23 protein-coding genes, 1 pseudogene and 1 riboswitch are annotated in these 24,931 nt (G+C 58.3%); of the genes and pseudogenes, 20 read left to right on the top strand and 4 right to left on the bottom strand.

The genetic code is table 11. The annotated features are described in order from the left end of the window. Positions 1-187: 187 nt before the first annotated feature. The 17 genes from Q1A59_RS03750 (at position 188) to Q1A59_RS03670 (ending at position 19,050) form a co-directional block, all read left to right on the top strand. On the top strand, positions 188-628 hold the full coding sequence (locus tag Q1A59_RS03750; RefSeq protein WP_298402120.1) for a MarR family winged helix-turn-helix transcriptional regulator: 441 nt from the start codon (positions 188-190) through the stop codon (positions 626-628). Between the two features lie 80 nt (positions 629-708). Next, entirely contained in the window at positions 709-1,947 is a 1,239-nt protein-coding gene (locus Q1A59_RS03745; protein WP_298402119.1) for an extracellular solute-binding protein, read from the top strand. 94 nt (positions 1,948-2,041) lie between these two features. Continuing rightward, entirely contained in the window at positions 2,042-3,121 is a 1,080-nt protein-coding gene (locus tag Q1A59_RS03740) for a carbohydrate ABC transporter permease (protein WP_298402118.1), read from the top strand. After that, positions 3,114-4,211 (top strand): sugar ABC transporter permease, encoded by a 1,098-nt coding sequence (locus Q1A59_RS03735; protein WP_298402117.1) that lies wholly within the window; start codon positions 3,114-3,116, stop codon positions 4,209-4,211. The genes Q1A59_RS03740 and Q1A59_RS03735 overlap by 8 nt, the downstream gene beginning before the upstream one ends. A gap of 67 nt (positions 4,212-4,278) precedes the next feature. Continuing rightward, the gene (locus Q1A59_RS03730) at positions 4,279-6,186 is read left to right on the top strand and encodes an alpha-amylase family glycosyl hydrolase (RefSeq protein ID WP_298402116.1); all 1,908 of its coding nucleotides are present in this window, start codon (positions 4,279-4,281) and stop codon (positions 6,184-6,186) included. A 345-nt stretch (positions 6,187-6,531) separates the two neighbouring features. Further along, complete coding sequence (gene rpsU / locus Q1A59_RS03725; RefSeq protein ID WP_298404743.1) at positions 6,532-6,735, top strand: 30S ribosomal protein S21; 204 nt, start codon at positions 6,532-6,534, stop codon at positions 6,733-6,735. A 224-nt stretch (positions 6,736-6,959) separates the two neighbouring features. After that, positions 6,960-8,042 carry a peptide chain release factor 1 gene (gene prfA, locus Q1A59_RS03720; RefSeq protein WP_299643911.1) on the top strand — a complete coding sequence of 361 codons (1,083 nt, stop codon included), beginning with the start codon at positions 6,960-6,962 and terminating at the stop codon, positions 8,040-8,042. 245 nt (positions 8,043-8,287) lie between these two features. Then, entirely contained in the window at positions 8,288-9,328 is a 1,041-nt protein-coding gene (gene add / locus Q1A59_RS03715) for an adenosine deaminase (RefSeq protein WP_299643909.1), read from the top strand. Between the two features lie 112 nt (positions 9,329-9,440). Continuing rightward, positions 9,441-10,994, top strand: a complete 1,554-nt coding sequence (locus Q1A59_RS03710) for an ABC transporter ATP-binding protein (protein ID WP_298404735.1) — start codon at positions 9,441-9,443, stop codon at positions 10,992-10,994. A 442-nt stretch (positions 10,995-11,436) separates the two neighbouring features. Beyond that, positions 11,437-12,576 carry an ABC transporter permease gene (locus Q1A59_RS03705; protein ID WP_298404732.1) on the top strand — a complete coding sequence of 380 codons (1,140 nt, stop codon included), beginning with the start codon at positions 11,437-11,439 and terminating at the stop codon, positions 12,574-12,576. Between the two features lie 133 nt (positions 12,577-12,709). Further along, entirely contained in the window at positions 12,710-13,207 is a 498-nt protein-coding gene (locus tag Q1A59_RS03700; RefSeq protein ID WP_298404729.1) for an acyl-CoA thioesterase, read from the top strand. Continuing rightward, positions 13,204-13,671: a flavin reductase family protein gene (locus Q1A59_RS03695; protein ID WP_298404726.1), complete on the top strand. Its 468-nt coding sequence runs from the start codon at positions 13,204-13,206 to the stop codon at positions 13,669-13,671. The genes Q1A59_RS03700 and Q1A59_RS03695 overlap by 4 nt, the downstream gene beginning before the upstream one ends. A 48-nt stretch (positions 13,672-13,719) precedes the next feature. After that, entirely contained in the window at positions 13,720-14,523 is an 804-nt protein-coding gene (locus Q1A59_RS03690; protein ID WP_298404723.1) for a phosphodiester glycosidase family protein, read from the top strand. Positions 14,524-14,636: 113 nt separating this feature from the next. Then, on the top strand, positions 14,637-15,677 hold the full coding sequence (locus Q1A59_RS03685; RefSeq protein WP_298404720.1) for a lysylphosphatidylglycerol synthase transmembrane domain-containing protein: 1,041 nt from the start codon (positions 14,637-14,639) through the stop codon (positions 15,675-15,677). Next, positions 15,674-16,972, top strand: coding sequence for an NAD(P)/FAD-dependent oxidoreductase (locus tag Q1A59_RS03680; RefSeq protein WP_299643903.1), 1,299 nt, complete (start codon positions 15,674-15,676; stop codon positions 16,970-16,972). Before Q1A59_RS03685 ends, Q1A59_RS03680 begins: the two co-directional genes overlap by 4 nt. Before the next feature lie 201 nt (positions 16,973-17,173). After that, positions 17,174-18,202, top strand: coding sequence for a LamG domain-containing protein (locus Q1A59_RS03675; RefSeq protein WP_298489991.1), 1,029 nt, complete (start codon positions 17,174-17,176; stop codon positions 18,200-18,202). Between the two features lie 290 nt (positions 18,203-18,492). Beyond that, positions 18,493-19,050: a helix-turn-helix domain-containing protein gene (locus tag Q1A59_RS03670; RefSeq protein WP_298404712.1), complete on the top strand. Its 558-nt coding sequence runs from the start codon at positions 18,493-18,495 to the stop codon at positions 19,048-19,050. A gap of 24 nt (positions 19,051-19,074) precedes the next feature. On the opposite strand, the pseudogene Q1A59_RS18135 reads toward Q1A59_RS03670, so the two are convergent. The 4 genes and pseudogenes from Q1A59_RS18135 to thiM form a co-directional block, all read right to left on the bottom strand. Continuing rightward, positions 19,075-19,873: pseudogene (locus Q1A59_RS18135) on the bottom strand (SDR family NAD(P)-dependent oxidoreductase). Positions 19,874-19,997: 124 nt separating this feature from the next. Further along, positions 19,998-20,801, bottom strand: coding sequence for a bifunctional hydroxymethylpyrimidine kinase/phosphomethylpyrimidine kinase (thiD, locus tag Q1A59_RS03655; protein ID WP_298404710.1), 804 nt, complete (start codon positions 20,799-20,801; stop codon positions 19,998-20,000). Between the two features lie 2 nt (positions 20,802-20,803). Continuing rightward, positions 20,804-21,466 carry a thiamine phosphate synthase gene (gene thiE, locus Q1A59_RS03650; RefSeq protein WP_298489995.1) on the bottom strand — a complete coding sequence of 221 codons (663 nt, stop codon included), beginning with the start codon at positions 21,464-21,466 and terminating at the stop codon, positions 20,804-20,806. A gap of 171 nt (positions 21,467-21,637) precedes the next feature. Then, the gene (gene thiM / locus Q1A59_RS03645; protein WP_298404704.1) at positions 21,638-22,471 is read right to left on the bottom strand and encodes a hydroxyethylthiazole kinase; all 834 of its coding nucleotides are present in this window, start codon (positions 22,469-22,471) and stop codon (positions 21,638-21,640) included. Positions 22,472-22,575: 104 nt separating this feature from the next. Further along, positions 22,576-22,696, bottom strand: a riboswitch (TPP riboswitch). Between the two features lie 273 nt (positions 22,697-22,969). On the opposite strand from thiM, the gene infC reads away from it, so the two are divergent. The 3 genes from infC (at position 22,970) to rplT (ending at position 24,503) form a co-directional block, all read left to right on the top strand. After that, the gene (gene infC / locus Q1A59_RS03640; protein ID WP_298404745.1) at positions 22,970-23,716 is read left to right on the top strand and encodes a translation initiation factor IF-3; all 747 of its coding nucleotides are present in this window, start codon (positions 22,970-22,972) and stop codon (positions 23,714-23,716) included. Positions 23,717-23,771: 55 nt separating this feature from the next. Further along, positions 23,772-23,978 carry a 50S ribosomal protein L35 gene (locus Q1A59_RS03635; RefSeq protein ID WP_298404699.1) on the top strand — a complete coding sequence of 69 codons (207 nt, stop codon included), beginning with the start codon at positions 23,772-23,774 and terminating at the stop codon, positions 23,976-23,978. A 165-nt stretch (positions 23,979-24,143) separates the two neighbouring features. Further along, positions 24,144-24,503: a 50S ribosomal protein L20 gene (rplT, locus tag Q1A59_RS03630; RefSeq protein ID WP_298404696.1), complete on the top strand. Its 360-nt coding sequence runs from the start codon at positions 24,144-24,146 to the stop codon at positions 24,501-24,503. The last annotated feature ends 428 nt before the right edge of the window (positions 24,504-24,931 follow it).

Below are 24,931 nucleotides of genomic sequence, written 5' to 3'. Positions count from 1 at the left end.
AATCGTTATCACCGAAGTTGACCGTATTATACATTGTTCTTGAGATCAACGTCGCACACGACCCCTCTTGACAAATACTTGTCGCATCTGCTATAATCCCACCTACAATAATTGTTTATACAACTATTTTGTTGACAACGAAGTTATCCGAAAGTCTATGACGCCATCCGGCACCGAGCAGCACCGTATGATCCAAGAAGTTTACGTCTTGCTGGATGATGGCGACCGCCGTGTGCTGCGCCAATTCCAGCTCAACCCTACCCAGTATGCGGCGCTGCTGCTGCTAGCTGAACACCATGGCGTGCGGCTGTCAGATCTGAGCGTCCATTTGTTGATTGACAAAAGCAGCACAACCCGTCTGATTGACCGCCTCAGCTCTCTTGGTTTAGTCGAGCGCATCGCTGATCCGAGTGATCGGCGCGTGCAACGGATCGGGCTAACGGCGCATGGCCGAGCCCACTTAGCCAAGGTGCGCGCTGCGCATAGCGAATCGCTCGCGCGACGGTGGGCTGTGCTTGATGGACCTGAGCGCGAGTTGCTCACCCGCTTGCTGCTCAAGCTCCGGCGCGAATTAACCATCGTGCAACACGGGAGAGAAGGAGGTGCAATATCGAGCGATAGCGATTGATTGGTACCCATCATAATCATTGTTGTTATGGTATAGTTGCCGATTATCGGGCATTGCTGCCCCCGCCAAAGGAGAAACGTGTGAAGCGCCTGTCGTTTGCACTGTTCGCATTGCTGGCCCTGTTCGCCACCCTCCTCGCCGCTTGCGGCCAACCCGCTCCCGCCACCCAACCCACGACTGCTCCCGCTCAAGCCACGACTGCTCCCGCCCAACCTGCCGCCGGCGGTATGGCCGTTACCGGCACCGTCACGCTCTGGCATGCCTACGGTACCGGCAGCGCCGAAGAGAAGGCGATCAACATGTTGATTGATCGCGCCCGCGCCGCTTACCCGCAGGCCACAATTAACGTGCTCCAGATCCCGTTTGATCAGATTTTCAATAAGTTCAACAACGAGGTCTCATCGGGCGGCGGCCCCGATATGTTCATTGCGCCGAATGACAGCCTTGGCAGCCAGATCCGGGCCGGGGTGCTAGCCGATCTGAGTGAATATCAGAGCATGTTGACCGATATCACACCGACCGGCGTCGCCGGGATGTCACTCAACGGTAAGCTGTACGGCATCCCTGAGTCGTTTAAGGCAGTAGCGCTCTACTATAATAAGAGCAAGATCACCACCCCGCCGGCGACCACCGACGAGCTGCTGGCGCTGGTCAAGGAGGGCAAAACGCTGGTGCTCAACCAGAATGCCTACCACAATTTTGGCTGGTTGCAGGCGTTTGGCGGCCAGTTGATGGATAGCAACGGCAAGTGCATCGCCGATCAGGCTGGCGGCCCTGAGTGGTTCGCTTACCTCAAGGCGCTGAAGGAAGTACCGACTGTCACCTTCTCGACCGACGGCGGCCAAGCTGACTCGCTGTTCAAGGACGGCAAGGCCGACATGATTATCAACGGCCCGTGGGTGCTGGGTGACTACCGCGCCGTGCTGGGTGACAACCTCGGCGTGGCTCCGATGCCGGGAGCCGCCAAGCCGGCCGGCCCGCTTACCGGCGTCGATGGCTTCTATGTCAGCATCAACAGCCAGAATGTAGCAGGTGCGGTTGCGTTGGCAATGTTCCTGACCAGCCCCGAATCGATGAAGGTCTACGTCGATGAAGCCGGCCACGTGCCGGTGAGCACCAAGGTGCAGATCAGCGATCCGCTGGTGCAGGCCTTCGCGCAGGCGTCGGCCACCGGCGTACCGCGGCCACAGATCCCCGAACTCGACAACTACTGGGGCCCGTTCGGCGACGCAATGACCAAAGTGCTCGACGGTGGCGCTGATCCCAAGGCTGCTATCACCGAAGCCTGCGCATTGATGAATACCGCCAACGGCAAGTAAGTCGCGCAAGCGCCTGCCAGACCCTCAAGGGGAGGGTCTGGCAGTGTTATCATACGCAACATCTGCACATTCCAACCGCAGGGGAGGAAGCCGTATGGCAACCACAAATCCAGAGCTGGCCTCACCAACGACGCGAGCGCCACGTTCAGCTCTGCGTGAGGGGTGGAAACAATTGCGCACCCCGATCATCTATCTGCTGCCAGCACTGGTGATTATGATGGTCGTCACCTTTTACCCGCTGGCTTTCCAAGTTTGGATGTCTTTCACCGATTATGGAGTGATTAAGGAAGAGGGGAAGCAAACGCTGAACCCGTTCGGCCCCGGCGGCACCACCCCGCCCAATTACCGGCCAGCTCAGTTTGTCGGTTTTAAGAACTATCTTGATATTATCACCAATAACCCGCAATTTGTTGCCCGCCTTGGCGGTAACTTTGATTTTTGGCGCTTGCTCGCCTTCAATTTGTGGTGGACCTTCTCGAATGTCGGGTTTCACGTCGCGCTGGGCATTATTATTGCTGTCTTGCTAAACGTGGAAGGGCTGTGGGGGCGCAAAATCTATCGGGCAATTTATATTTTACCGATGGTATTGCCGAATATCGTGGTCGCCACAGTCTGGCGTAATATGTTTGATGATCAGTACGGTTCGATCAATCAATTGATCAATCTCTTCATTACGCCTTTTGGCCTCGATCCGGTACAGATTCGTTGGTTCAACCAGATCCAAGACCCCATTCCCGGCATTGGCCTGCCGCTCAGCTATTATGCGATGCTGATTGCCAATATCTGGCTGGGTTGGCCGTTTATGACCATCGTCGCCACCGGCGCGCTGCAATCGATTCCGAAAGAGATGTACGAGGCGGCCAGCATTGATGGCGCGACCAGCATGCAACAGTTCTGGCGGATTACGCTACCGCTGCTGCGCCCGGCGATGGTGCCGGCGGCAATGGTTGGCATTGTCACCACCTTCAATCTCTTCCACGTGATCTATTTTATGAGTGGCGGTGGGCCGCTGGGACGCACCGAGATTATGGTGACGCAGGCATTTAAGTTGATCAATGTCAACCAGCTCTATGGCGTTGCCGCCGCATTTTCGGTCATTATTGCGCTGGTGCTGATCCCGATTTTCTTAATTACCAACAAGATTTCGCGCGCCACGGAGAGCTACGATGTCTAGTGTGACTACTCAGCGCCGTTCAGGCAGCACCGCCGCCGGCCGCCGCTTAAAGTGGTGGCAGCAATTGGTGCTGCAAGCGATTTGCCTGTTTATCGCTGCAACTGTGCTCTTTCCGGTGCTTTGGATTGTGAGCATGTCGCTCGATCCGCGCAATATTTCGCGCCCAACCGAGCTGAACCTGATTCCACCCGGCGCGTCGCTACAAGCTTATTTGCAAGTGCTTGACCGCCCGACCGCTAATCCGGTGACGTTCGCCGAGCTGGCGTTTAATAGCCTGCGCCTCGCCGGCGGGGTATCGGCCTTTGCCCTTCTCATCGGCGTCAGCGCGGCGTATGCCTTTTCGCGCTTCAAGTTCCCCGGCCGGCAGTTTATGATGATTGCAGTATTGGCAATCACCGTCTTGCCGAGCGTGGCGACGATTGCGCCGCTCTTTGCGTTGCTCAACAGCATTCGGATCAGTAGTGCGATTATGAGTATTGTGCTCATTCTCGCTGGCCTGATGCTGCTTGGTCTCACGCTGTTCGCAGTGGTGCCGGCGATCCGGCTTGGCTCGGCTGGGCCGGGCAACTATTTCTTCGGCGCAGTGGGATTGGTCATTAGTCTAGGTTTGATCTACGGCGGCCTCGCCCCGGCCCGCAGCGAGATCTTTGTGTTGCGCAATTCGCTGCTTGGCGTCGGGATTGCAATGGTGTCGGGGGCGTTGCCGTTTGCGATCTGGAACCTGAAGGGCTACCTCGATACGATTCCCAAAGAGCTGGAAGAGGCGGCGATTATTGATGGCGCCTCACCGAATCAGGTCTTCTTCCAGATCGTGTTGCCGCTGGCAACGCCGGCGCTGGCCGTCACCGGATTTCTTGGCTTTACCGGCGGCTGGACTGAGTTCTTCTTATCGTGGCAGTTCCTGACCGATCCCAAAGATTTTACGCTGGCGATGTCGCTCTACAATATGACCGGCCAGTACGCCGGGCAGATCCCTTGGTCGCGGTTCGCCGCCTTTTCGATTTTGTTGTCGTTGCCGGTAGCGATCGTTTACCTATTGTTACAGCGATATATTATCGGCGGCCTGACACTGGGCGGGGTCAAGGGATAATTGTATTGTCGAACCGCACAGCCGTGCGGCTCCAACCACCATTGTAATCCCCAAAGGATCGTTCACCGTGGAACAGATTCACGTCTCTGCCGACTTCATTTTTGGCACGATGGCCACCGATAGCCGGCGGCTAGGATATGTGCGGGCCGAGATGGCCGGTATTTCCCACCGCTACCGTATGGAACCGGCAGCGCCGCGAGCCGGTGAACCGGTGCGGCTCTTCGTCACCCTCGGCCCGTTAATCACCGCCGATCGGGTCAGCGTCTACTATACGACCGATGGTAGCGAACCGGCCGGCTGCCGCGGCCAAGCCGCGCCGGGGAGCACCGTGGTGCATGGGCATCGCCTCGCCAGCCACTGGGATACACTGCTGTGGGGCTATATGGAAGAGTGGGCAATCGATCTGCCACCCCACCCGTCCGGCACCGTTGTACGCTACCGGATCGAGGCTTGGCTGAGCAAAGGCGAGGGATCGCTCTGGTACAGCGAAGTGATCGGTGCGACCGAAGGCGATGGCAGTGTGCTCGGTCATCCCGGCCCCGGCGATCATTACCTGCGTGAAATGGGAGCCGAATTCAATTTGACCTTCCTCCGTCGCCCGCGCACCTGCGCCTACCGAGTTGGCGATGAAGGCGCCCCGGCATGGCTTGATGAAGCCGTCATCTATCACGTCTTTATTGACCGGTTCCATCCCGGCCCCAATCGCCAATTTGCCAATCCGCCTACGCCGATGGGCATCTACGGCGGTACACTGGCCGGCGTTACCGCTAATCTTGATTACATTGCTAGCTTAGGCACGACCGCCATTTGGCTCTCGCCGCTCTTCCCCTCGCCGTCGCACCACGGGTACAATGCCACCGATTACTACAGCGTCGAACCGCGACTGGGGACATTGGCCGATGTGCAGACCCTGATCGCCGCCGCCCACGAACGCGGGATGCGAGTCATCTTTGACTACACCGCTAATCACTTCTCAAGCCAGCACCCGATCTTCAAGCGCGCTATTACCGATCCAACCGGCCCGGAACGGGATTGGTTCATCTTTACGCGGTATCCAGACCAGTATATTTCATTCTTTGGCGTCGCCGAACTCCCGCAGCTTGACCTTGATTATCCGCCGGCACGCCAATTTATGATCGACGCAGCGCGCTACTGGCTCGCACAGGGGGTTGACGGCTACCGGCTCGACTACACGATCGGCCCTTCCCACGATTTCTGGACAGCCTTTCGCGCAGCGATGCGAGCCATCAAAACCGACTGCGTGCTGTTGGGCGAAGCGGTTGACACTGCCGAGGTATTGCGGTCGTATGTTGGCCGGCTCGACGGTTGTCTCGACTTTCTGCTCTTGCAAGCCATCCGGCGCTTTTTCGCCTTTGATGAGATTAGCGCCAGTACGTTCGCCATCTTTCTCAACCGGCACCTTTCCTACTTTCCGCCCGGTTTTGTGTTGCCCAGCTTCCTCGATAATCACGATATGAATCGTTTTTTATGGGTCGCGCGCGGCGATACCCGCCGGTTGCGGCTGGCTGCCCTCTGCCAATACACGCTGCCGCACCCGCCGGTGCTCTATTACGGCACCGAAGTTGGGCTGAGCCAACGACTCGACGTGCGCCATGCCGACGGCAGCGGCCATCCCGAAGAGTCACGCTTGCCGATGCTATGGGGAGCCGATCAGGATCGCGACCTGTTGCAGTTTTACCGTCAATTGGGCGCACTGCGACGAGCAACGACCGCTATCTGGCGTGGCGAGCGCGTCTTTACCCACATCGATGACCAGAACCGTCAGGTAGCCTATACATGTACCGCCAACGACGTAACGTGGCTGGTTGCGCTCAACAACGCGCCGCAAGCCGGCGCGATCCCCTTACCGGCTGGCCACTGGGAAGTCGCATTGGCGACACAAACTGCCGATACTATCGCCGGAAACGTGATCCTACCGGCGTATGGCGGCGCTATCATGCGCCGCCGGGGATAGAATGGAGATCGTATCCGGTTAGATGAAGCCGTCACGATGCAGCGGAACGCAGAAAGACGCCATGTTCCCAACCTCTGCGTTTCCTGCCCCTCACCGGAACCACCTTACCAAGATGTGGGAGCATCCTCGCCATCCTCAGTGTTTGCGTATTCGCCGGCCATCCGGTATACTATTGTTTCGGTGTAGGAATCACGGCATTGCCGCTGCTCAGGGGCGCACCAAATCTGTTGCGAAGGAGGTGATGAGGGAGGATCGCGGATACGACCGTAGAGCCGGGCGTCGCCCCCCGCCAAACCACGGTTCTATGCCGGATACCGGTTGCCGTGCCGCTGATCCAGCAGCGCTATGCGAGTTGAACGTCGTGAAGGCGAAACCGTTGAGCAACTGATTCGCCGCTTCAATAAAGGTGTCGTCGCCGAGCGGATCACCAAGACCTATCGCGAGAAGATGCACTTCGTCTCGAAGAGCGAGCAGCGCAAAGAGAAGCGCCGCCGCGCCGAGCGCAACCGCCGCAAGAAGCTAGCCAAAGCTGCTTCGCTTGGCCTGTAGAATGAACATATCTGATGGCACGATGCGCGATGTGCTATTGCGCATTGTGCCATCGACTATCTTTGTGGAAAGGGCATTTGGGTAAGATGGTGGCGCACAGCACAGTGCGCTAGCCCGCCATCGTTCGCAGCAACAACGATTACTCTGATTCGTGGCGAGGGCTAATTGTGCCACCGCACACCGGATCAGCAACTACATATATCATCCAGATGGAATAATGTCTTATGTTCGATAAACTGGCTGCCGTCGCCGCGCGCTACGATGAACTCACCGAATTGATGGCCCAGCCTGAGGTGGCGACCAACGTCACGCTCTTGCAGCAGTATGCCCGCGAACAGCGCGAATTGGAAGATGTGGTCGCTGCGTACCGGGAATATCAGGCGACGGTACGCGCGATTGATGAAGCCGAGGCAATGCTAGACGAGAGCGATCCCGAATTGCGCGCGTTGGCCCAAGAAGAACTTGAGACACAGCGCAAACGGCTGGCCGAACTCGAAGAGCAACTCAAGCTATTGCTGCTGCCGCGCGATCCCAACGACTCGAAAGATGTGATTATGGAGATCCGGCAGGGCGAAGGCGGTGATGAAGCGGCGCTCTTCGCCGCCGATCTCTTCCGCATGTACACCCGCTTTGCCGAGTCGAAGGGCTGGAAGGTGGAAGTTGACAGCCTGACCGAAAACGGCATCGGCGGCATCAAGGAAGTAATTTTCCAAATCCACGGCGAAGGCGCGTACAGCAAATTAAAATACGAGGGCGGCGTCCATCGGGTGCAGCGCGTGCCCGCCACCGAAGCCCGTGGCCGGATTCACACCTCGACCGCAACGGTGGCTGTGCTGCCCGAAGTCGAAGAGGCCGAGATCGAGATCAAGCCGGAAGACCTGCGCATCGATGTCTTCCGCAGTGCCGGCCATGGCGGGCAAGGCGTCAATACTACCGACTCGGCGGTGCGTATTGTGTACAAGTCTGGCACCCCCGAAGAGATTGTCGTCACCTGCCAAGACGGTCGCTCGCAGATCCAAAACCGCGAACGGGCGATGACTGTGTTGCGCGCGCGCCTCTATGCCCGCGAACAAGAGAAACGGCAGCGCGAGATCGGCGCCTCGCGCCTTGCGCAGGTCGGCAGCGGCGAACGGGCCGAAAAGATCCGCACCTACAACTTCCCTCAAGATCGGATTACCGATCACCGTATTGGCCAAAACTTCTCGAATCTACCGGCGGTGCTGAACGGCGAACTCGACAAGATCATCGAGGCGCTGATCGTCTACGACAACGCCGAGCGGCTGCGCGCCAGCGGGATCACGAATTAAGGATACGGCCCGGTTATCCGGCTGAAGGTTTGCTCTAAATCCTCTACGCACTCTCGCTGTGGCGTGGGGTGCGCAGAGGCATATAAGAGCAGGATACACAGGTCCCCGGTTCATCCCACCGTGATTCTCCCCCCGCACGCTAACGTGGTCGTGAGACCCGCAGCGACCTCGTATCCTCGCACCCATTCCCTGCAACATCCGCTACAATACGACTCAACATCGTTCCTACGAGCGGGAGAAAGGCAATGCTCACGCCGACGCTCGCGGATTTTATCGAACGTATGCCTAAAATCGAGCTGCACCTGCACCTCGAAGGTGCGGTCGCGCCACGCACGTTTCTAGAACTGAGCCAACGCAACGGTATTCCGCTGCCCGTGCGCACTGAGCAAGAATTGGCCGCCCTCTTTCATTACGATGATTTTCACGCTTTTTTGGGCACATTTATGGCGCTGGCTGCGACTATCGTGCATGGTGAGGATTTTGAGCTGCTCGCGTTCGAGCTGGGGATGGAGCTGGCGGCACAGCACGTTGTCTACGCCGAAGTCATGCTTTCGCCGATGCAGCACGTGCGGCGCGGGGTTGATTTGCACGAGGTGCTGGCCGGAGCTGCCGCCGGCTTTGCTCGCGCTGCCCAGCATGGCGGGCCACGAGTGGGGCTTGTGCTCGATTATGGTCGCCAATACGGCGCCGCTGCTGCATGGCCCATCCTCGAAACCGCTATCGCCTGCCGTTCGCTTGGTGTGGTTGGCTGGTCGATCGGCGGTAACGAGATTGGCCACCCACCCGAAGAGTTTATTGAACTATTCGCCGCTGCCCGTGCCGCCGGTCTTGGTGTGATGGCTCACGCCGGCGAGGTGGTCGGCCCAGCCAGCGTTTGGGGCGCGATTGATGTGTTGGAAGTGAGCCGGATCGGTCACGGGATTCGCAGCATTGATGATCCGGCACTGTTGGCCGCTCTCGCTATGCGCGGGATTGTGCTCGATATCTGCCCAAGCAGCAATATTCGCACCAAAGCCATCGCCGCATGGCCAGACCACCCCCTGCGCCAACTCTACGATGCCGGTGTGCCGGTGACGATCAATTCCGATGACCCCACCTTCTTCGAGACCACTATCACCGAGGAGTTTCGCCGCACCGCGCATCACCTTGGGTTTACCGCTCCCGATTTCTGCGCCATCACCCGCACCGCTGCCCAAGCGACCTTCTTGCCGCCTGCCGAACGAGCAGCCTTGCGCGCCACTATCGAATCATCCCTGCACCAGTTGCGCACCGAGCTGGGAGTATAGGCAGTTGCCGGCGAAACGGTCAGAATATGCTACAATACCCTATATCTCCGGCAGCGCCAGTTGATTGCAATGCCCGTCTATTTTGCGCAATACGTATCCAATGAGGTTGCCTGTGACGCAGAATGGCTCAGACCGCCCGGTTGTGCTGGAAGCCCGCGGTATCACTAAACGCTTTCCCGGTGTTGTCGCTAATGACAATGTATCGCTGAAACTGCATAAGGGTGAAGTGTTGGCGCTGCTCGGCGAGAACGGTGCTGGCAAATCCACCCTGATGAATATCCTTTACGGGTTGTATCATCAAGACGAAGGTGAGATCTTCGTCAAGGGCGAACCCATTCGCATCAGCAATCCGCACGAGTCGATTGCGCGCGGCATCGGCATGGTTCACCAGCATTTCCAGCTCGTGCCGGTGATGACCGTGACCGAGAATATCATTCTCGGTAACGAAGTGACCAACGGCCCCTTCCTCAACCGCAAACAGGCTGCCGAACGCATCCGCGCCATTTCCGAGCAGTACGGCCTGCCGGTTGACCCCAACGCGCTCGTGGCCGATCTTGACGTCGGCGCGCAGCAGCGGGTTGAAATTATCAAGGCCCTCTACCGCAACGCCGATATTCTGATCCTCGATGAGCCGACCGCAGTGCTGACCCCGCAAGAGGCTGACGATCTGGTGCGGGTGATGCGCACGCTGACCATGCAAGGCACCTCGATCATCTTTATTACCCATAAGCTGCGCGAAGTCTTAGAGGTAGCCGACCGGATCATTGTGCTGCGGAGCGGCAAGGTGGTGGGTGAAACAACACCCGATCAGGCAACTGAAGCCAGTCTAGCAGCAATGATGGTCGGGCGCGAGGTTATTTTGAAAGTTGAGAAGCAACCGGCCCGCCCCGGCGCACCGGTGCTTGAAGTGCGGGGCTTGCAAGTGCGTGACGATCGCCGGTTGCTGGCCGTCAAAGGCGTTGATCTTGAGGTGCGCGCCGGCGAGATTCTCGGCATCGCCGGTGTGCAAGGTAACGGCCAGACCGAGTTGGTTGCGGCGCTGACCGGCCTGCGCCCCAGCGAGGCCGGCATAGTGCGGATCGCCGGCGTTGATGTCAGCAATGCGACCCCGCGCCAGATTAGCGAATTAGGGGTGGCCCACATTCCCGAAGACCGCCAGCGTGACGGGTTGGTGACATCGTATCCGCTCACCGATAATTCGGTGCTGGAATTGTACTACTTGCCGCCGTTCGCCCGCGGGATCGTGCGCGACGAGCAGGCGATCAACGAGCATTGCACCCGCTTGGTGACCGAGTTTGATGTGCGCACGCCGAGCATTCACGTGCCGGCCAGTTCGCTGAGCGGCGGCAACCAACAGAAGCTGATCGTCGCCCGCGAATTTACCCGCCCGCTCAAACTATTGATTGCCTCGCAACCAACCCGTGGCATCGATGTCGGTTCGATCGAGTTCATTCACAACCAGATTGTGAAAAAGCGTGACGAGGGTGTGGCCGTGTTGCTGGTCTCAGCCGAGCTTGATGAAATTTTATCGCTCGCTGACCGGATTGCTGTCATGTACCACGGCCAGATTGTGGCCACGGTCAAGAACGGCGAACTCTCGCGGGAAGAGTTGGGTCTCTTGATGGCCGGCGCGAAGATCGATCGCGCAGTGCCGGTGGAAGCTTAATGCATGCGCTGGCGAGCCGCATCGAGGGGTAAGCACAGGAGGGTACAGCCTACATTTGCGCAGAAGATAGCTGAATACCCTGCTCCCCGTCCTGTCATCGCGAACCGAGCGCAGCGAGACGACGCCATCCCCTGCAAGGGCGGGAGCAATGCCTTGAGCGGCTCGGCTTCCGCTAGAGTAGGAGATTACTGCGGGTGCTCCGCGCCCTCGCAATGACATACTGGCATCAAAGCACACCCCTGTTCTATGTCATTGCGAGCCGAGTGCAGCGAGACGACGCAATCCCCTGCAAGGTCGGAAGCGATGCGCTGAACATAGTCTTGATAAACGCAGGAAGTTCTATCAGAAAAACTAAAGATACCTTTGGCAAAAGAGGGGATCTACTCATAGCCTATTTAATATATCAGATATCGATCACATTCAAGCGATAAGGGAGAAGAGCATGGCGCAAGCAGCCACTGAAGCGGGGGTTCACCCCTCGGCGCTCCGCCAAGTATGGGAACGCTGGTCGGGCATCCTCGTGCCAATACTAGCCGTTTTTAGCGCACTGGTCGTTGGCGCATTTATCATTGGCATTACCGGCGCCGATTGGCAAGCAGCGTATATCGGCTTATGGGAAGGCGCTTTTGGTTCGCCGCGCGCGATCGCCGACACTGTGGTGCGCTCAACGCCGTTTATCATCTGCGGCTTAGCGGTAGCACTCGCCTTTAAGGCCGGGTTGTTCAACATCGGCGCGGAAGGGCAACTGTACGCCGGTGCTGTCGCAGCGGTCGTGATTGGCACTACGTTACAAATGCCCGCTATCTTTCACATCCCGGCTACGCTAATCGCCGGCGCGCTCGGAGGCGCGGCATGGGCAGCGATTGCCGGCTTTCTCAAGGCACGCACCGGCGCCCACGAGGTGATTAATACGATCATGCTCAACTATATCGCATTGCGCATGACCGACTGGCTAATCCGCAGTAAGACGCCGTACATCCTCGGCGATCCTGCCGATACGACCGGCGCCCGATCGCGGCTGATCGCCGAAACAGCCCGTTTGCCCGGCTTTCAGGTGGGTAGCTCAACCATCCTGCACCTCGGCATTCCACTGGCAATCGTGCTGGTCTTCGTGATCGCATGGCTGCTCTACCGCACGACCCTCGGCTTCGAGATGCGCACTGCCGGCACCAACCCCAACGCCGCTCGCTACGCCGGGATCAGCGTGCCGCGCACGATCGTGCTGGCAATGGCGTTTGCCGGCGGGTTGGCTGGAGTGGCCGGTGCGATTGAAGTGAGCGGAGTGCGTGGCTCGCTCAGCGCCGATTTCTTTTCCGGTCTTGGCTTCGACGCGATTGCCGTCGCCCTGCTTGCCCGCGCGAATCCGGTCGGGATCATCTTTTCGGGATTGCTGTGGGGCGGCTTGCTCACCGGCGCGCGCTTGATGCAGGTGCGGGCTAGCCTGTCGATCGATGTGATCAAGATTGTCCAAGCCCTGATCATTATGTTCGTCGCCGCCGACCAGATTGTCCGTTTCATTTATCGCCTGCCCAAACGCAAACCCGGCGAAGAGACTCAGCTCTCGAAGGGGTGGGGCGGATAGCAGTACAGTAACGCCAAGACGCATAAGCATATCGGGCTAACGGATTTGCATCATCACACCAGTTTCACGTTGCTTCTATCGCCAACGACGGCGCTCAGATGAGCGCCGTTATCTGCCTACTGTTCAGGTGACTATGGACGACATCATGATTCAAAACCGTCCGGCCAAACCGGCTGCCGAAGAACGAATGGCCGAAATCATCCTGCCACACCAAACTAACGGTTACGGTACTATGTTCGGCGGCGATGTCATGGCGTTAATGGATAAAGCCGCTGCCATCGCTGCCTTACGTTTCTGCCGATTGCCGGTTGTTACTGCCTCAACCGAGCGGATCGATTTTCGTACCCCGATCGGGCAAGGCGAGATTGTTGAAGCCTTTTCGCGGGTGATCTATGTCGGGCGCAGCTCGATGGTTGTGCGAGTGCATCTCTTTGCTGAGCATCCCCTGATTGGCGATCGCCGCCTCTGCACAACCGGCTATTTCAGTATGGTTGCGATTAACCGTGAAGGCGGGCCATCGCCGACGGTACCGCAACTGCTCTTGCTCGACGATGAAGCCCGCGCCGAACATGCCGTTGGCGCCGAGATTCACGCCGCGATCGCGGCCCGCCGCAATGCAGGACGACCATGATCGACGAATCACTCTTTCGCCAAACCCTGAGTCATTTCGCTTCGGGGGTGACCGTTGTAACAACCGCCCACGAAGGCCGCTTGGCCGGCTTGACCGTGAGTTCATTCGCCTCGTTATCGCTGCGCCCGCCACTGGTATTGATCTGTGTCGATCATGCGGCGACCAGCCACGATGTGATCGCGGCTGCCGGCCAATTCGCGGTGAACATATTGGCCGAAGATCAAGAATACCTCTCGCGCCGCTTTGCGATGCACGACAGCGAGAAATTTGCCCCGCACAGCTACACCCTCTCGCCGCGCGGGTTGCCACTCTTGCACGGCGTGCTGGCCCAAATCGAGTGCCGGTTGCACAGCGCCCTGCCCGGCGGCGACCACACCATCTTCGTAGGTGAGGTGGTTGATGCGCGTGTCTTCGGAGGCCGACCCCTGTTGTATTACCGGTCGGGCTATCACCAGTTGGGGTGAGCGATCACGGCCACGATTGCTTGGCGTGGCGCGTTATGGAAGAGCGTAATGCTACGGTTATTGTGCGCGTTATTCGCCGGTCTCTTTGCCTTCACCGCCTGCGCCGGCGCTTCCTTGCCCAACAATGTGCCGGCTGGCGTGCCAACCCTAATGCCAACCCGGCCAGCAACACCCTCGGCGTCTGCCGGTGACTGGCGCCCGCTGGCCGCCGGGATCGAATTGCGTCGCTTAGACACACCCGGCGTGCCGGTGCAAGTAATTCGCGTCGATCCGGCTAAGGTGCGCTTCGTGGTGGGCTATGATCCTGCGGCGCCGCGTACACTCAGCGCTTGGGCAGCGCAATACGGCGCTATCGCCGCAATTAATGGCGGCTTTTTTGATGCGAACGGCGAACCGGTGGCGCTGTTGATCAGCGATCAACGGGCCATTGGTCAGAGTTACATCGATCAGGGCGGCATGTTTGCGATTGATGACGCCGGCGTACCCCATCTCTGGTCTCTTGCTGACCAACCCTACGACGGCACGTCTTTTGCGCAGGCCATTCAGGGTTGGCCACTGCTGGTGCGTCCGGGCAACAAAGCCGCTTATACTCACGATAACGGCCAACGCGCCCGTCGCAGTGCGATTGCCCTCGATCGGGTCGGGAATGTGCTCTTGATCGTCGCCCCCGGCGCAACGTTTAGCCTCGCTGAATGGTCGCACTTTCTAGCCGGAGCTGACCTTGACATCGAGATTGCCGTTAACCTTGACGGCGGCTCTTCTACCGGCCTGATTGCACAGAGTGATGACGGCGGCGTGCGGGTTGACTCGTTTGTTCCCCTTCCTTTTGCCTTGCTCGTGCTCCCGCTTTGACAGGCTGAGAGTGCAAGGGTAAGATGCAGAGAAGGGCAGCGCGGTGCTGTGCTTAGCCTGAGGGCACAGCAGCGCTATACCCGTACAGCATTGATATTGATAAGGGTATCTTTGTGCGGTATTGGAAATTATGGCTTGGGCTGATTATTAGTGCGATCTTCCTTGGGATTGCCCTCTATGGCCTCGATCTAGCCCATTTCTGGGAGGCGCTGCGCGAGGCGAATTATTGGTGGCTGCTTCCGGGAGTCGCCGTCTATTTTGCTACCGTCTGGGTGCGCGCGTGGCGCTGGCAGTCGATGCTCAACCATATCACGCCGGTACCGTTGCGCACGCTCTTCCCTATTGTCGTGATTGGCTACATGGGTAACAATGTTTATCCGGCGCGGGCCGGTGAAGTATTGCGCAGCTACGTGCTACGCCACAACTGCGGCATCGCGATGAGCGCCTCGTTGGCGACAGTGGTGCTTGAGCGGTTGTTTGACGGTTTGGTGATGCTGCTCTTTGTGGCGATCACGCTGCCCTTTGCGCCGCTGCCCACTGCCTTTCGCACCCTCGTGATAGGGTTCAGCGCCTTATTCATTGTGGCGCTGGTCGCATTTGTCGCTTTAGCTGCCCGACCGCAACGCATGAGCCAACTGTATACCCTCGCCGTTGACCGGTTTGCGCCGCCATTCCTCCGCTCGCGCATCCACGGTCTCTTTGACCGGTTTATTATGGGGTTGCAATCGCTGCGCAGCCCGCGCGAAATGCTGGTTATTCTGCTGACCTCAACCTTGATCTGGCTCGGTGAAACGCTCAAATATTGGTTCGTGATGCATGCTTTTCCGTTTGAAGTGTCGTTTCTGGTCTTGATGCTGATGACGGCAGTAGTGAATCTGTTCACAACGATCCCTTCCACACCGGGGTATATTGGCACCTTCGACGCACCCGGCATCGCGATCTTGACCCAGTTTGGCGTGGCCCATGCACTGGCCGCTGGCTATACGCTAGTGCTGCACGTGGCGCTGTGGTTGCCGGTGACGTTGCTCGGCGCGTGGTATATGCTGCGCCAAAGCCTCACGTGGCGCGATATGGATCGGGCGGCGGCTTTGCGCGAACAGGCTACGACGCTCACCACCGAAGATGCTTCCGTCCCCCAGAAGGTGTTGCCATGAAGATTGCGATCGTTGGCGCCGGCATTGCCGGTCTGAGCGCCGCGTATGACCTCGCCGGGCACAGCCATACGGTGACAGTCTATGAAGCCGGTGAGCAGGTAGGCGGCTTGGCCAGCGGGTTTCGCGATCCGGCGTGGCAATGGCCGCTCGAACGGTTTTACCATCACATCTTCACCACCGATCACGCGATTATCGACCTAGCCAACCAGATTGGAATGCGTGACCGGCTCTTTTTCCGCGCGCCGGTGACAGCGCAGTGGTGGCGCGGGCGCGGGTATGCGCTCGATGGCGTGCTGCCCGTGTTGCGCTTCCCCGGCTTGCCCTTCCTCGACCGGTTACGCTTTGGTATGAGCGCTTTCTACCTCAAGTTCATCACCAGCAATTGGCAACGGCTCGAACAGGTGACGGCCACCGCATGGACTGAGCGCTATTCGGGGCACAATGTGGCGCGGGTGATTTGGCACCCACTGCTCGAAGGCAAATTCGGCCCCCACGCCGATGAGGTCAATATGGCGTGGCTGTGGGCACGGCTGCGCGCGCGCAGCTTCAAGCTGGGATATTTCCAAGGCGGCTTTCAGGCATTCGCGAATGGGTTGTGCGCTGCCTGCACGCAGCGCGGAGTGCGCGTATGGCTGCAAACGCCGGTGAGGGCTGTGACACAGACTGACAAGGGTTGGCAAGTGATTGCCGGCGATCACCCTCCCACCGATTACGATGCGCTGCTCGTTACCGGCGCGCCGGGGTTGCTGGCGCGACTGGCGCCCCATCTGCCGGCCAGCTACCTCGGCCAGCTGCGCCAGTTGCGCTCGATGGGGGCAGTGGTAATGACCATCGCTCTACGCCAACCGCTCACCAACGGCATCTATTGGCTCAACCTGCCTAAAGACGAATTCCCGTTTTTGGCGCTGGTTGAGCACACCAACTTCATTGAACCGGAATATTACGGCGGCGACCGCCTGATCTACTGCGGTGACTATCTCGATCCTGACCACGAGTATTTCCAGCTTACGCCAGCAGCGTTGCTCGAACGCTTCTTGCCGGCGCTATGCCAGATCAACCCCGCCTTCCGCCGCGAATGGGTGCGTGCTTACTGGCTGCACCGTGAAACCTACGCCCAACCGATTGTGCCGGTCAATCACAGTCGCAACATCCCGCCAATTGCCACCCCCCTGCCCGGCCTTTACTGGGCCAGCATGAGCCAAGTCTACCCGTGGGATCGCGGCACCAACTACGCCGTCGAATTGGGCCGGCGCGCAGCACAGATCATGCTCGCCCACCCGCACGCAACAGCGTAACCGGTACCTTCCGGCTATTGATCATGCACTCGCGATGTGGTATGTCACTTCTATACCACCCGATGAACGCAACGCTATCTCTATCCAGCGCGATACTGCTTTGCCCAACCTCATTCGCGCTGAGCGGATATGCTGCGGGGAGGCTAGGCTCGGCACTGCCTTGTCCAGACCATTCCACACCATACCATTAAGGAGGGGAACATGCACTCGTATCGGCTAATAGGCATCGTAATTCTGATTGGCGTTCTCATTGGTTGTAGTGCAAGCAACGCGATCCCATCACCTACGCTTGCCCAAGGTCCGGCAGACACGATCACCCCAGACCTAACTACCACTAGCAGCCTTGTGCAAACCGTACCTAGCTCTCTCGCCACAACGTCCGCCACCGCAACGCCAAGCACAGCCGGCGGCTCCTCCATTCGGTTTTTCGGCAGCAGCACCAATGATCTCGACCGGATCAAGATCCCGCTCGTAACGATCAACAGCAGCGGTATCAGTTCGCGCCCGGTGAATGTTGACCGCGATCTGACGCTAGAGTTTTGGATGAAAGCCAATGCCGCCGATAATATGGCGCCGGCTTGCGAGGGATGGTATTACGGCAATATCATTATCGACCGCGACATCTTTGGCAACGGTGATTACGGTGATTATGGCATTGCCATTTGCGACGGTAAATTAGTTGTTGGTTTTAGTGTCGGCAACGACGATCGATTACTGAAGGGCAATCGCACTGTCACCGACGGTGTATGGCATCACATTGCCGTCACCCGGGCCAATAGCGGGCAGGTGCGGCTGTTTGTCGACGGCCAGCTCGACGCACAGATAAACGGGCCGAGCGGACGGATTGATTATCGGCTCAATCGCCCAACCTCGTACCCCAACAGTGACCCCTACCTCGTATTTGGCGCCGAAAAGCATGACTATCCGGGCAGTCGCTATTACAACGGCCTGCTCGATGACGTGCGGATATCGAATATCGTGCGTTATACTGGCGATTTTGCCCGACCCACGGCACCGCACCCCGTCGACGCTAACACGGTGGCCCTTTACCGCTTTGATGAAGGCAGCGGCACAGCAATCGGCGATAGCACGCCGGGCAACCAAAGTCCCGGCGTATTGCAACCGCGCACTGGCGGCGCGGCGCAACATTGGTCGACCGACACCCCCTTCGCTAGTAGCAGCGCGCCGCTCACCCCACGAGCATTTCTGCCGATGATTATCCGCAGTTAGACACGCTTGCCACCGGCACCTCCACGTTCCGCAACAATCTCACTATTGCCTCCCGGCTATGCGAAGGTATAGCCGGGAAGGGTCGTATTCTTTCTGGTAAATGATTTCCGCATGTCATGTTGATAACACACGAAAAGATAGCGCTTGGGTGAGCAAGTAATTGATCCACGCGGTCGAGACGATGCTCGCCTCGTCTAGAACAACCCTCGTCATCACCGATTGCTACCTGCGCCGAAAGAAGTGGTATAATCAACAAACGATCTCAGATTTGATGGCGTTAGGAGTCGACGATGATTCTGCACAAATTCGATGTTATTAACCATCCAGTACGGATGCGCATCTTCCAAACCTTGTACAGTGGCCCCTATTCGATTAACCAACTGAGCCGTTTACTGCCCGATGTGCCACGCCCATCGCTCTACCGCCACATTCACAAGATGCTCGACGCCGGAGTTATCAAAGTTGCCGCCACCCGGCATGTCAACGGGATTGAAGAGCGTTTCTTCGCTGCCATTGATGGACGCATTGATCCAGACATTGTCAAACAGCCAGAAGGCATTCAGAAACTAGCCGATCATATCAGCATCTATGGCGCAATTGTTGCGCAAGATCTCGCCCGCTATCTGATCGAATACGGTCAACCCAATCTCGAATCCATTGCGGCGCGTGATCATACCTTTTGGGCTACCGATGAAGAATTTCACCACCTTTGTGAAACGATCTACCAACTCCTCCACCAGTTCGAGCAGCATTCACCGACAGCAGGCCGCACATTGCGGCGACTGTTTGTGATGGGGCACCCACTGCTTAACAAGCAAACTGAGCATCCGGTTGACAGCGAGGTGTGAGCAGCGGCGTCGTTAGCACCACTGCTATTGCGCCAGCAAGCTCTTTATTTGGCGAAAGAGCAGGCGCCCAGCAAACTGCGGATTGAGCCGGTCGAGTCGATCCATCATTGTCGCATCATTGCCGACCAGCCCTCGAAACCGATTGCGCTCCATACCCTCGACGATGATCTGCGCTGCCCGCTCGACAGGCAATGGCGTGATGGCGGGTTGTTTATCGGTGCGCGGCAAACTGCTCACGCCTGAATTCGCCGTAATGTTGGTACTGACGGCGCCGGGAAAGACGACGGTCACCCGCACTTTGGTTGCCAGTAGTTCAGAATACAGTCCTTCAGTAAAGAGCTTCACCGCTGCTTTGGCTGCGCCGTAGATGGTTTGTCCCCTCACCGGCAAAAGACGCCCATACTCGAAACATGCACAATATGCGCTGCGGGCCGGGCTAGCAGGTGGAGCAAAAAGGCTTTAGTCATCCATACGGTGCCGTAGAAATTGACATTCATGATCCGTTCAATCGTCGCCTCATCAAGATCAGGCACGCGCACAAATGGCTGAACGATGCCGGCGTTGTTGATCAGACCATCGACTGCGCCGTGGGCAGCCACGACTTGCGCCGGCAAAGCAGATATGGCGGCGCGATCGGTAAGGTTCAGCTCGCGGGTTGAAAGCCGGCTGGCCTGCGCACCAATTGCATCGTCGCGCGCAACGACGCCGGATTCAGATCAACTGCCGCTAAACGCACCCCTTTCGCCAGTAAATGCAACATCAAAGCTCGCCCAATCCCGCTACCGCCGCCGCTCACGACCATGACTTTATTCCACACACGCATAGGTATTGTTCTTACTCTTCAAATACTTGTTGGCTTTCATCCGTGGTAAGGGTACCATACTGGTCAACTAAAAGAGCCGAGACAGCCAGTGTGGCCGCCTCGGCAGAATTACCCTTATCACCAGCTATAACGACGTTTGCTCATACCACGCAGCAAAATGATGCACCGGCCCGTGACCATGGCCCAAACCCGGCGCATGGCGCAAGGCCAAGGTAATATATTCCTTAGCCGCTTGAACGGCATCGGGTACGGCAAGCCCTTTCGCCAAGCCAGCCGCAATTGCCGATGCAAACGTACAACCAGTGCCATGCGTGTGGCGGGTTTCGATCCGGGGTGAGGTGAAATAGCGGTACTGCACCCCATCATAGAGCACATCAATGCTATCGCCTTGTAAATGGCCACCCTTGACCAACACCCAGCGCGGCCCCATACGATAGATCACTTGCGCCGCCTGCTCCATCTCAGCAACTGCCTCGATCGCCATGCCGGTCAAGGCACGCGCTTCAGGCAAGTTGGGAGTGACAATCGTCGCCAGCGGCAAGAGCAGCTCGATCAAGGCCGTCTGTGCCTCTGGGTGCAGAAGCGGATCGCCGCTCTTAGCGACCATCACCGGATCGATAACCAGCGCGGGCCACCGATAGGCGCGCGCTTTCTCAGCAACCACGGCGATGATTTCGGCATTAGCCAGCATCCCGGTCTTAACCGCATCTACGCCAATATCGCTGACCACCGAATCGATCTGCTGGCCAACAAACGCTGCCGGCAATTCAATCACACCTTGCACACCGATCGTATTCTGCGCCGTCACTGCGGTGAGGGCACTCATGCCATACACCCCTAGCGCAGCAAAGGTCTTGAGATCGGCCTGAATACCAGCTCCGCCACCCGAATCAGAGCCGGCAATCGTCAAACAGCGTGGCAGCGCCATAGTTACTCCTTTCTATGCGCATTGGCGCGAGCGGCAGCGACAAGCGCGCGCAACTGTCGCGCCGCCGTAGCTACATCCTCGGCAGCGACCACCGCCGACACGACGGCGATGCCTTGCGCGCCGGCGGCGATAGCATCGGCAGCATTCGTCGCATTGATCCCGCCAATCGCGACGACCGGTATCGGCACGTGCCGACAAATCTCACGTAGGCCATCCATCCCGATCGGCGGTGCAGCGTCGGGTTTGGTTGGGGTGGCCAACACCGGCCCCACCCCCAGATAATCAGCGCCGTCTTGCACTGCCTGCATTGCTTCGGCCAGATTAGCTGTCGAGACTCCCAAGATCTTGTCTGGGCCGATCAAGCGGCGGGCCAACGCCGCCGGCATATCGTTTTGGCCGACATGCACCCCATCGGCATCAATCGCCAAAGCCACATCGAGCCGGTCATTGACGATCAACGGCACGCCAGCGCGTCGGGTCAGTTCGCGCAAGGCCTGCGCCTCGGCAATCATCTGGCGGGTAGCAGCCGCCTTTTCGCGATACTGCACCACCGTCGCACCGCCAGCAATGGCCGCTTCGATCACCGCCAGATGCGACCGGCCCCGCGACAAGCCAGCATCGGTGACGACGTAGAGGCTCCAGTCAATGTGAGTTTTTGTTTGCATAGATGAGACATTCGGTATAACAGGCGGCAATCAACCTGCCGCACACCATCATGCAATGAGTGCGAGCTGTTTGGAGTACGGCAGTCACCCTGCCGCACTCCATAACACACCGGATGACAGGCGGCAATCAACCTGCCGCATGCGCCATCGTGCGATGCGCCCAGCCACCCCCTACCGCGCCACTGCGATGCTCTGGTCATCGCTCAAGCTGGTCACTCGCACACCAGCGCGAATCTGTTCTGCCGACAGGTGGTATATCGCATCGTAGAAGGCCACCTTGAAACTGGCTGGGCCATGCGCTTGCGGGGCGGCCAGCTCAGCCGCCAGCCCAAAACAGGCCAAGCCAGCTGCGGCAGCCAGCACATAATCGCGTTCGACCGCCGTAAAGGCCGCGATTACGGTCGTCGCTGAACAACCAGTGCCGGTCAGCGTCTTCAGCCACTCGTGACCGTTATCGATCGCCAACACCCGGCTGCCATCGGTAACAATATCGCGCTTCCCAGTGACCGCTACCACCGTCTGATACTGTTGCGCCAGCGCCTGCGCCGCCGCCACCGGATCATCGGCCTCAACTACCGCCTCAACCCCTTTCACCACGCCACCCATGCCGGCCAGCGCGCCGATTTCACCTGAATTGCCGCGCACCACCGCGACCCGCAATTCCTCAAGCAAGCGGCGATTGCTCGCCGTGCGCAGCGAGGTTGCCCCGGCGCCAACCGGATCGAGCACGATCGGGATACCCAGCTCGTTCGCCCGCTTGCCGGCGATCAGCATGGCTTCGATCCAATCAGGCGACAACGTCCCCACATTTAGCACCAACGCACCGGCCATTGCCACCATCTCGGCCACCTCTTCACGGTCGTGCGCCATCACCGGCAACCCGCCGATATGGAGTGTCACATTAGCCGTGTCGTTCATCACTACGAAATTGGTGATGTGGTGAATCAGGGGGCGCTGCTGGCGCACCCGTTCCCGCAACTCTGCGATCTGTTCGTTCAAAGTCATCGTTGCCTCCTTGCGCCAGCAAACGGATGAGCGTCGCGCAGGGACAAAAAAACCGCCCTGCCGCGGCAGGACGGTGAGTTTACAATATACGCAGACCGTGCGTCGGACTGCGCACTGCCCTTCCCTCCGCTGGCATCACCCAGATCAGGTTCAGAGGGTCGGCACCGGTGGCAATAGCCAAAGGTGCCCTCTCAGCTCGGTTCTCCCAAGCTCCCCCGGCATGCAAATTGTTAGATCTATGATAGCATAGAACGGAAGGCGGCGCAATCAGGCCAGCTCATTTGCTATTATGGAAATGAAAGAAAGACGCTTTTAAGGGGCTATTCGTTTGACGATCCCTACACAGACTGGTATAATGCAGGCTTGATGTGAGCAGAGGTTCACGTCGATATCTTATTGTCGTCTGCATAAAAAGGTTCGCCTTAACGGTGACGCTCATCCCAGCAACCCGCTTCCGGCAGGCAGTCGTCACCGCTCGAAAGACGAAGGAGTTGCGCTATCAGAGACCGGTTTCGCATCAATAATCGCATTCGCGCCCGTGAAGTGCGCCTGATCGATGAAAACGGCACCCAAGTCGGCATCGTCCCCTTACGCGAGGCGCTAGCTATGGCCGAAGAGCGGGGGTACGATCTAGTCGAAGTCGCGCCCAATGCGGTTCCGCCGGTATGCCGCCTGCTCGATTATGGCAAATTCCGCTACGAGCAGAGCAAGAAAGAGCGGGAAGCACGCCGCAATCAGAAGCAGTCAGAATTGAAGCAGATCCGGCTGATGCCGAAAACCGACGATCACGATGTCGCCGTCAAGGCGAATCAGGCAAGGCGCTTTTTGCTGGCTGGCGATAAGGTGAAGTTTAACTTGCGCTTCCGCGGTCGCGAAATGGCCCACCCGGAAATCGGGCGCAAGATGCTCGATGAGATTGCTGAGCAACTGAGCGATATTGCCGTCATTGAGCAAAAGCCGCTGATGGAAGGGCGCGTCCTTTCGATGTTGTTGGCGCCAACAGCGAAGGTGCTGAAAGCGGCCCAGCAGGCGCAAAAGGCTGCCGCTCAGCGCCAAGCTGCTGCGAACGACCAGTCAGCCCAAGCGCCGGCCGCTCCTGTGGCTACGCCGGCGAACGAAGAAGAAGACCTCGTCGATGAGGATGAGATTGACGAAGACGATGATCTCATCGACGAGGACGAAGACTACGATGACGACGAAGACGAAGATTACGATGACGAGCAGGAACGCCGGCGACGGCGCTAAGTGATACGGAACTAGTCGGTGTTTGCCGACTCGATCGGGCACAAGGAGTAGTTCAATGCCAAAGATAAAAATGAAGACGCATAAGGGCGCGAAAAAGCGCTTTAAGGTGACTGCGTCTGGCAAGTTTTTGCAGCAGAGAGGGATTCGCGGCAACAAGCGCAACCGTCCGAGTCGATCACAGCGCGCGTGGGGCAAAGATCAGCCTACCTCGCCGGCTAATCGCCGCCTGTTGCAAGTCGCGCTGCCTTACGGTCTAGAGTAAGCAAGCAAGCGGCGGGTCACTCATACCTGTCGCGAACGGTGGCCCTGCGCTGCACGCAGGGCTTTTGCTGGCCTGTGACGTTACCGGTAATTTAAGGTATAGTGCGGATGAAGTTCAGGGTTCGGTTTGCCACCCCCTGACCGATCCGCCAAAAGGAGAATAACTATGGCTCGTGTTAAGCGTGGCACAATGGTGCGCAAGCGCCACAAGAAGCTGTTAAAGCAGGCGAAGGGCTATCGCGGCGCGCGTAGCCGCCACTATAAGGTTGCTCATGAAGCGGTGATGCATGCGCTCGCCGATGCGTACCGTGATCGCCGCCGTCGCAAGCGTGATTTCCGCCGGCTGTGGATTATGCGTATTAACGCGGCTGCTCGCCTCAACGGCACGACATACAGCCGCCTTATCAATGGCCTCAAGCAGGCGAATATTGTGATTGACCGCAAGATGCTGGCTGATCTGGCTGTCCGCGATCCGCAGGCCTTTGCCCGCATTGTGGCGCAGGCGCAGGCGGCTGCAACGGCGTAATTGCGCCAAGGCGCTTAGGGTTTGATAATTTGGCAGGTAGTAGGCTCTATGCTTGCTACCTGCTTGCCTGTCGTTTCGCTCATCGGTCAATACCCCTTTAGCCCCTCTCAACCTTCCCTCGCCAGAGGCGGAGTTTCTCCCTCCCCCTTCGGAGGAGGGCTGAGGCAGGGGCCATTCTCCCCATTCCCTACCCGTTAGTGCGTGCCACCTTGGGAGATGACGCCCCTCTTGCCGCTTCCTTTTTAGAGCCTGTTATGTACGTTCGACCGTAACGGGAATAAACCGCTTCCGTATGAGGATCGCACTGGCCAGCACATGCACTCCGGCCAAGGGTTTTGGCAACCGCTCCTCATCGCGTGCCAACCGGCGAACGCGCGCCATTCATGGACGAGCGCGGTACGCTGGGCCTGTCGAAGCGTCGTAACGAC

The organism is uncultured Chloroflexus sp. (genome assembly GCF_937951745.1).
In the GTDB taxonomy this organism is placed as follows: Bacteria; Chloroflexota; Chloroflexia; order Chloroflexales; family Chloroflexaceae; genus Chloroflexus.
Note: the sequence above shows the minus strand (reverse complement) of the source record. Positions and strands in the feature narration are given on the sequence as shown.

Excerpts from the sequence above, each read along its gene's own strand:
- Q1A59_RS03750 (WP_298402120.1), top strand. The coding sequence starts at position 188 with ATGATCCAAGAAGTTTACGTCTTGCTGGATGATGGCGACCGCCGTGTG.
- Q1A59_RS03740 (WP_298402118.1), top strand. The coding sequence starts at position 2,042 with ATGGCAACCACAAATCCAGAGCTGGCCTCACCAACGACGCGAGCGCCA.
- Q1A59_RS03735 (WP_298402117.1), top strand. The coding sequence starts at position 3,114 with ATGTCTAGTGTGACTACTCAGCGCCGTTCAGGCAGCACCGCCGCCGGC.
- rpsU (WP_298404743.1), top strand. The coding sequence starts at position 6,532 with ATGCGAGTTGAACGTCGTGAAGGCGAAACCGTTGAGCAACTGATTCGC.
- prfA (WP_299643911.1), top strand. The coding sequence starts at position 6,960 with ATGTTCGATAAACTGGCTGCCGTCGCCGCGCGCTACGATGAACTCACC.
- add (WP_299643909.1), top strand. The coding sequence starts at position 8,288 with ATGCTCACGCCGACGCTCGCGGATTTTATCGAACGTATGCCTAAAATC.
- Q1A59_RS03705 (WP_298404732.1), top strand. The coding sequence starts at position 11,437 with ATGGCGCAAGCAGCCACTGAAGCGGGGGTTCACCCCTCGGCGCTCCGC.
- Q1A59_RS03700 (WP_298404729.1), top strand. The coding sequence starts at position 12,710 with ATGGACGACATCATGATTCAAAACCGTCCGGCCAAACCGGCTGCCGAA.
- Q1A59_RS03695 (WP_298404726.1), top strand. The coding sequence starts at position 13,204 with ATGATCGACGAATCACTCTTTCGCCAAACCCTGAGTCATTTCGCTTCG.
- Q1A59_RS03690 (WP_298404723.1), top strand. The coding sequence starts at position 13,720 with ATGCTACGGTTATTGTGCGCGTTATTCGCCGGTCTCTTTGCCTTCACC.
- Q1A59_RS03680 (WP_299643903.1), top strand. The coding sequence starts at position 15,674 with ATGAAGATTGCGATCGTTGGCGCCGGCATTGCCGGTCTGAGCGCCGCG.
- Q1A59_RS03675 (WP_298489991.1), top strand. The coding sequence starts at position 17,174 with ATGCACTCGTATCGGCTAATAGGCATCGTAATTCTGATTGGCGTTCTC.
- Q1A59_RS03670 (WP_298404712.1), top strand. The coding sequence starts at position 18,493 with ATGATTCTGCACAAATTCGATGTTATTAACCATCCAGTACGGATGCGC.
- thiD (WP_298404710.1), bottom strand. The coding sequence starts at position 20,801 with ATGGCGCTGCCACGCTGTTTGACGATTGCCGGCTCTGATTCGGGTGGC.
- thiE (WP_298489995.1), bottom strand. The coding sequence starts at position 21,466 with ATGCAAACAAAAACTCACATTGACTGGAGCCTCTACGTCGTCACCGAT.
- thiM (WP_298404704.1), bottom strand. The coding sequence starts at position 22,471 with ATGACTTTGAACGAACAGATCGCAGAGTTGCGGGAACGGGTGCGCCAG.
- Q1A59_RS03635 (WP_298404699.1), top strand. The coding sequence starts at position 23,772 with ATGCCAAAGATAAAAATGAAGACGCATAAGGGCGCGAAAAAGCGCTTT.
- rplT (WP_298404696.1), top strand. The coding sequence starts at position 24,144 with ATGGCTCGTGTTAAGCGTGGCACAATGGTGCGCAAGCGCCACAAGAAG.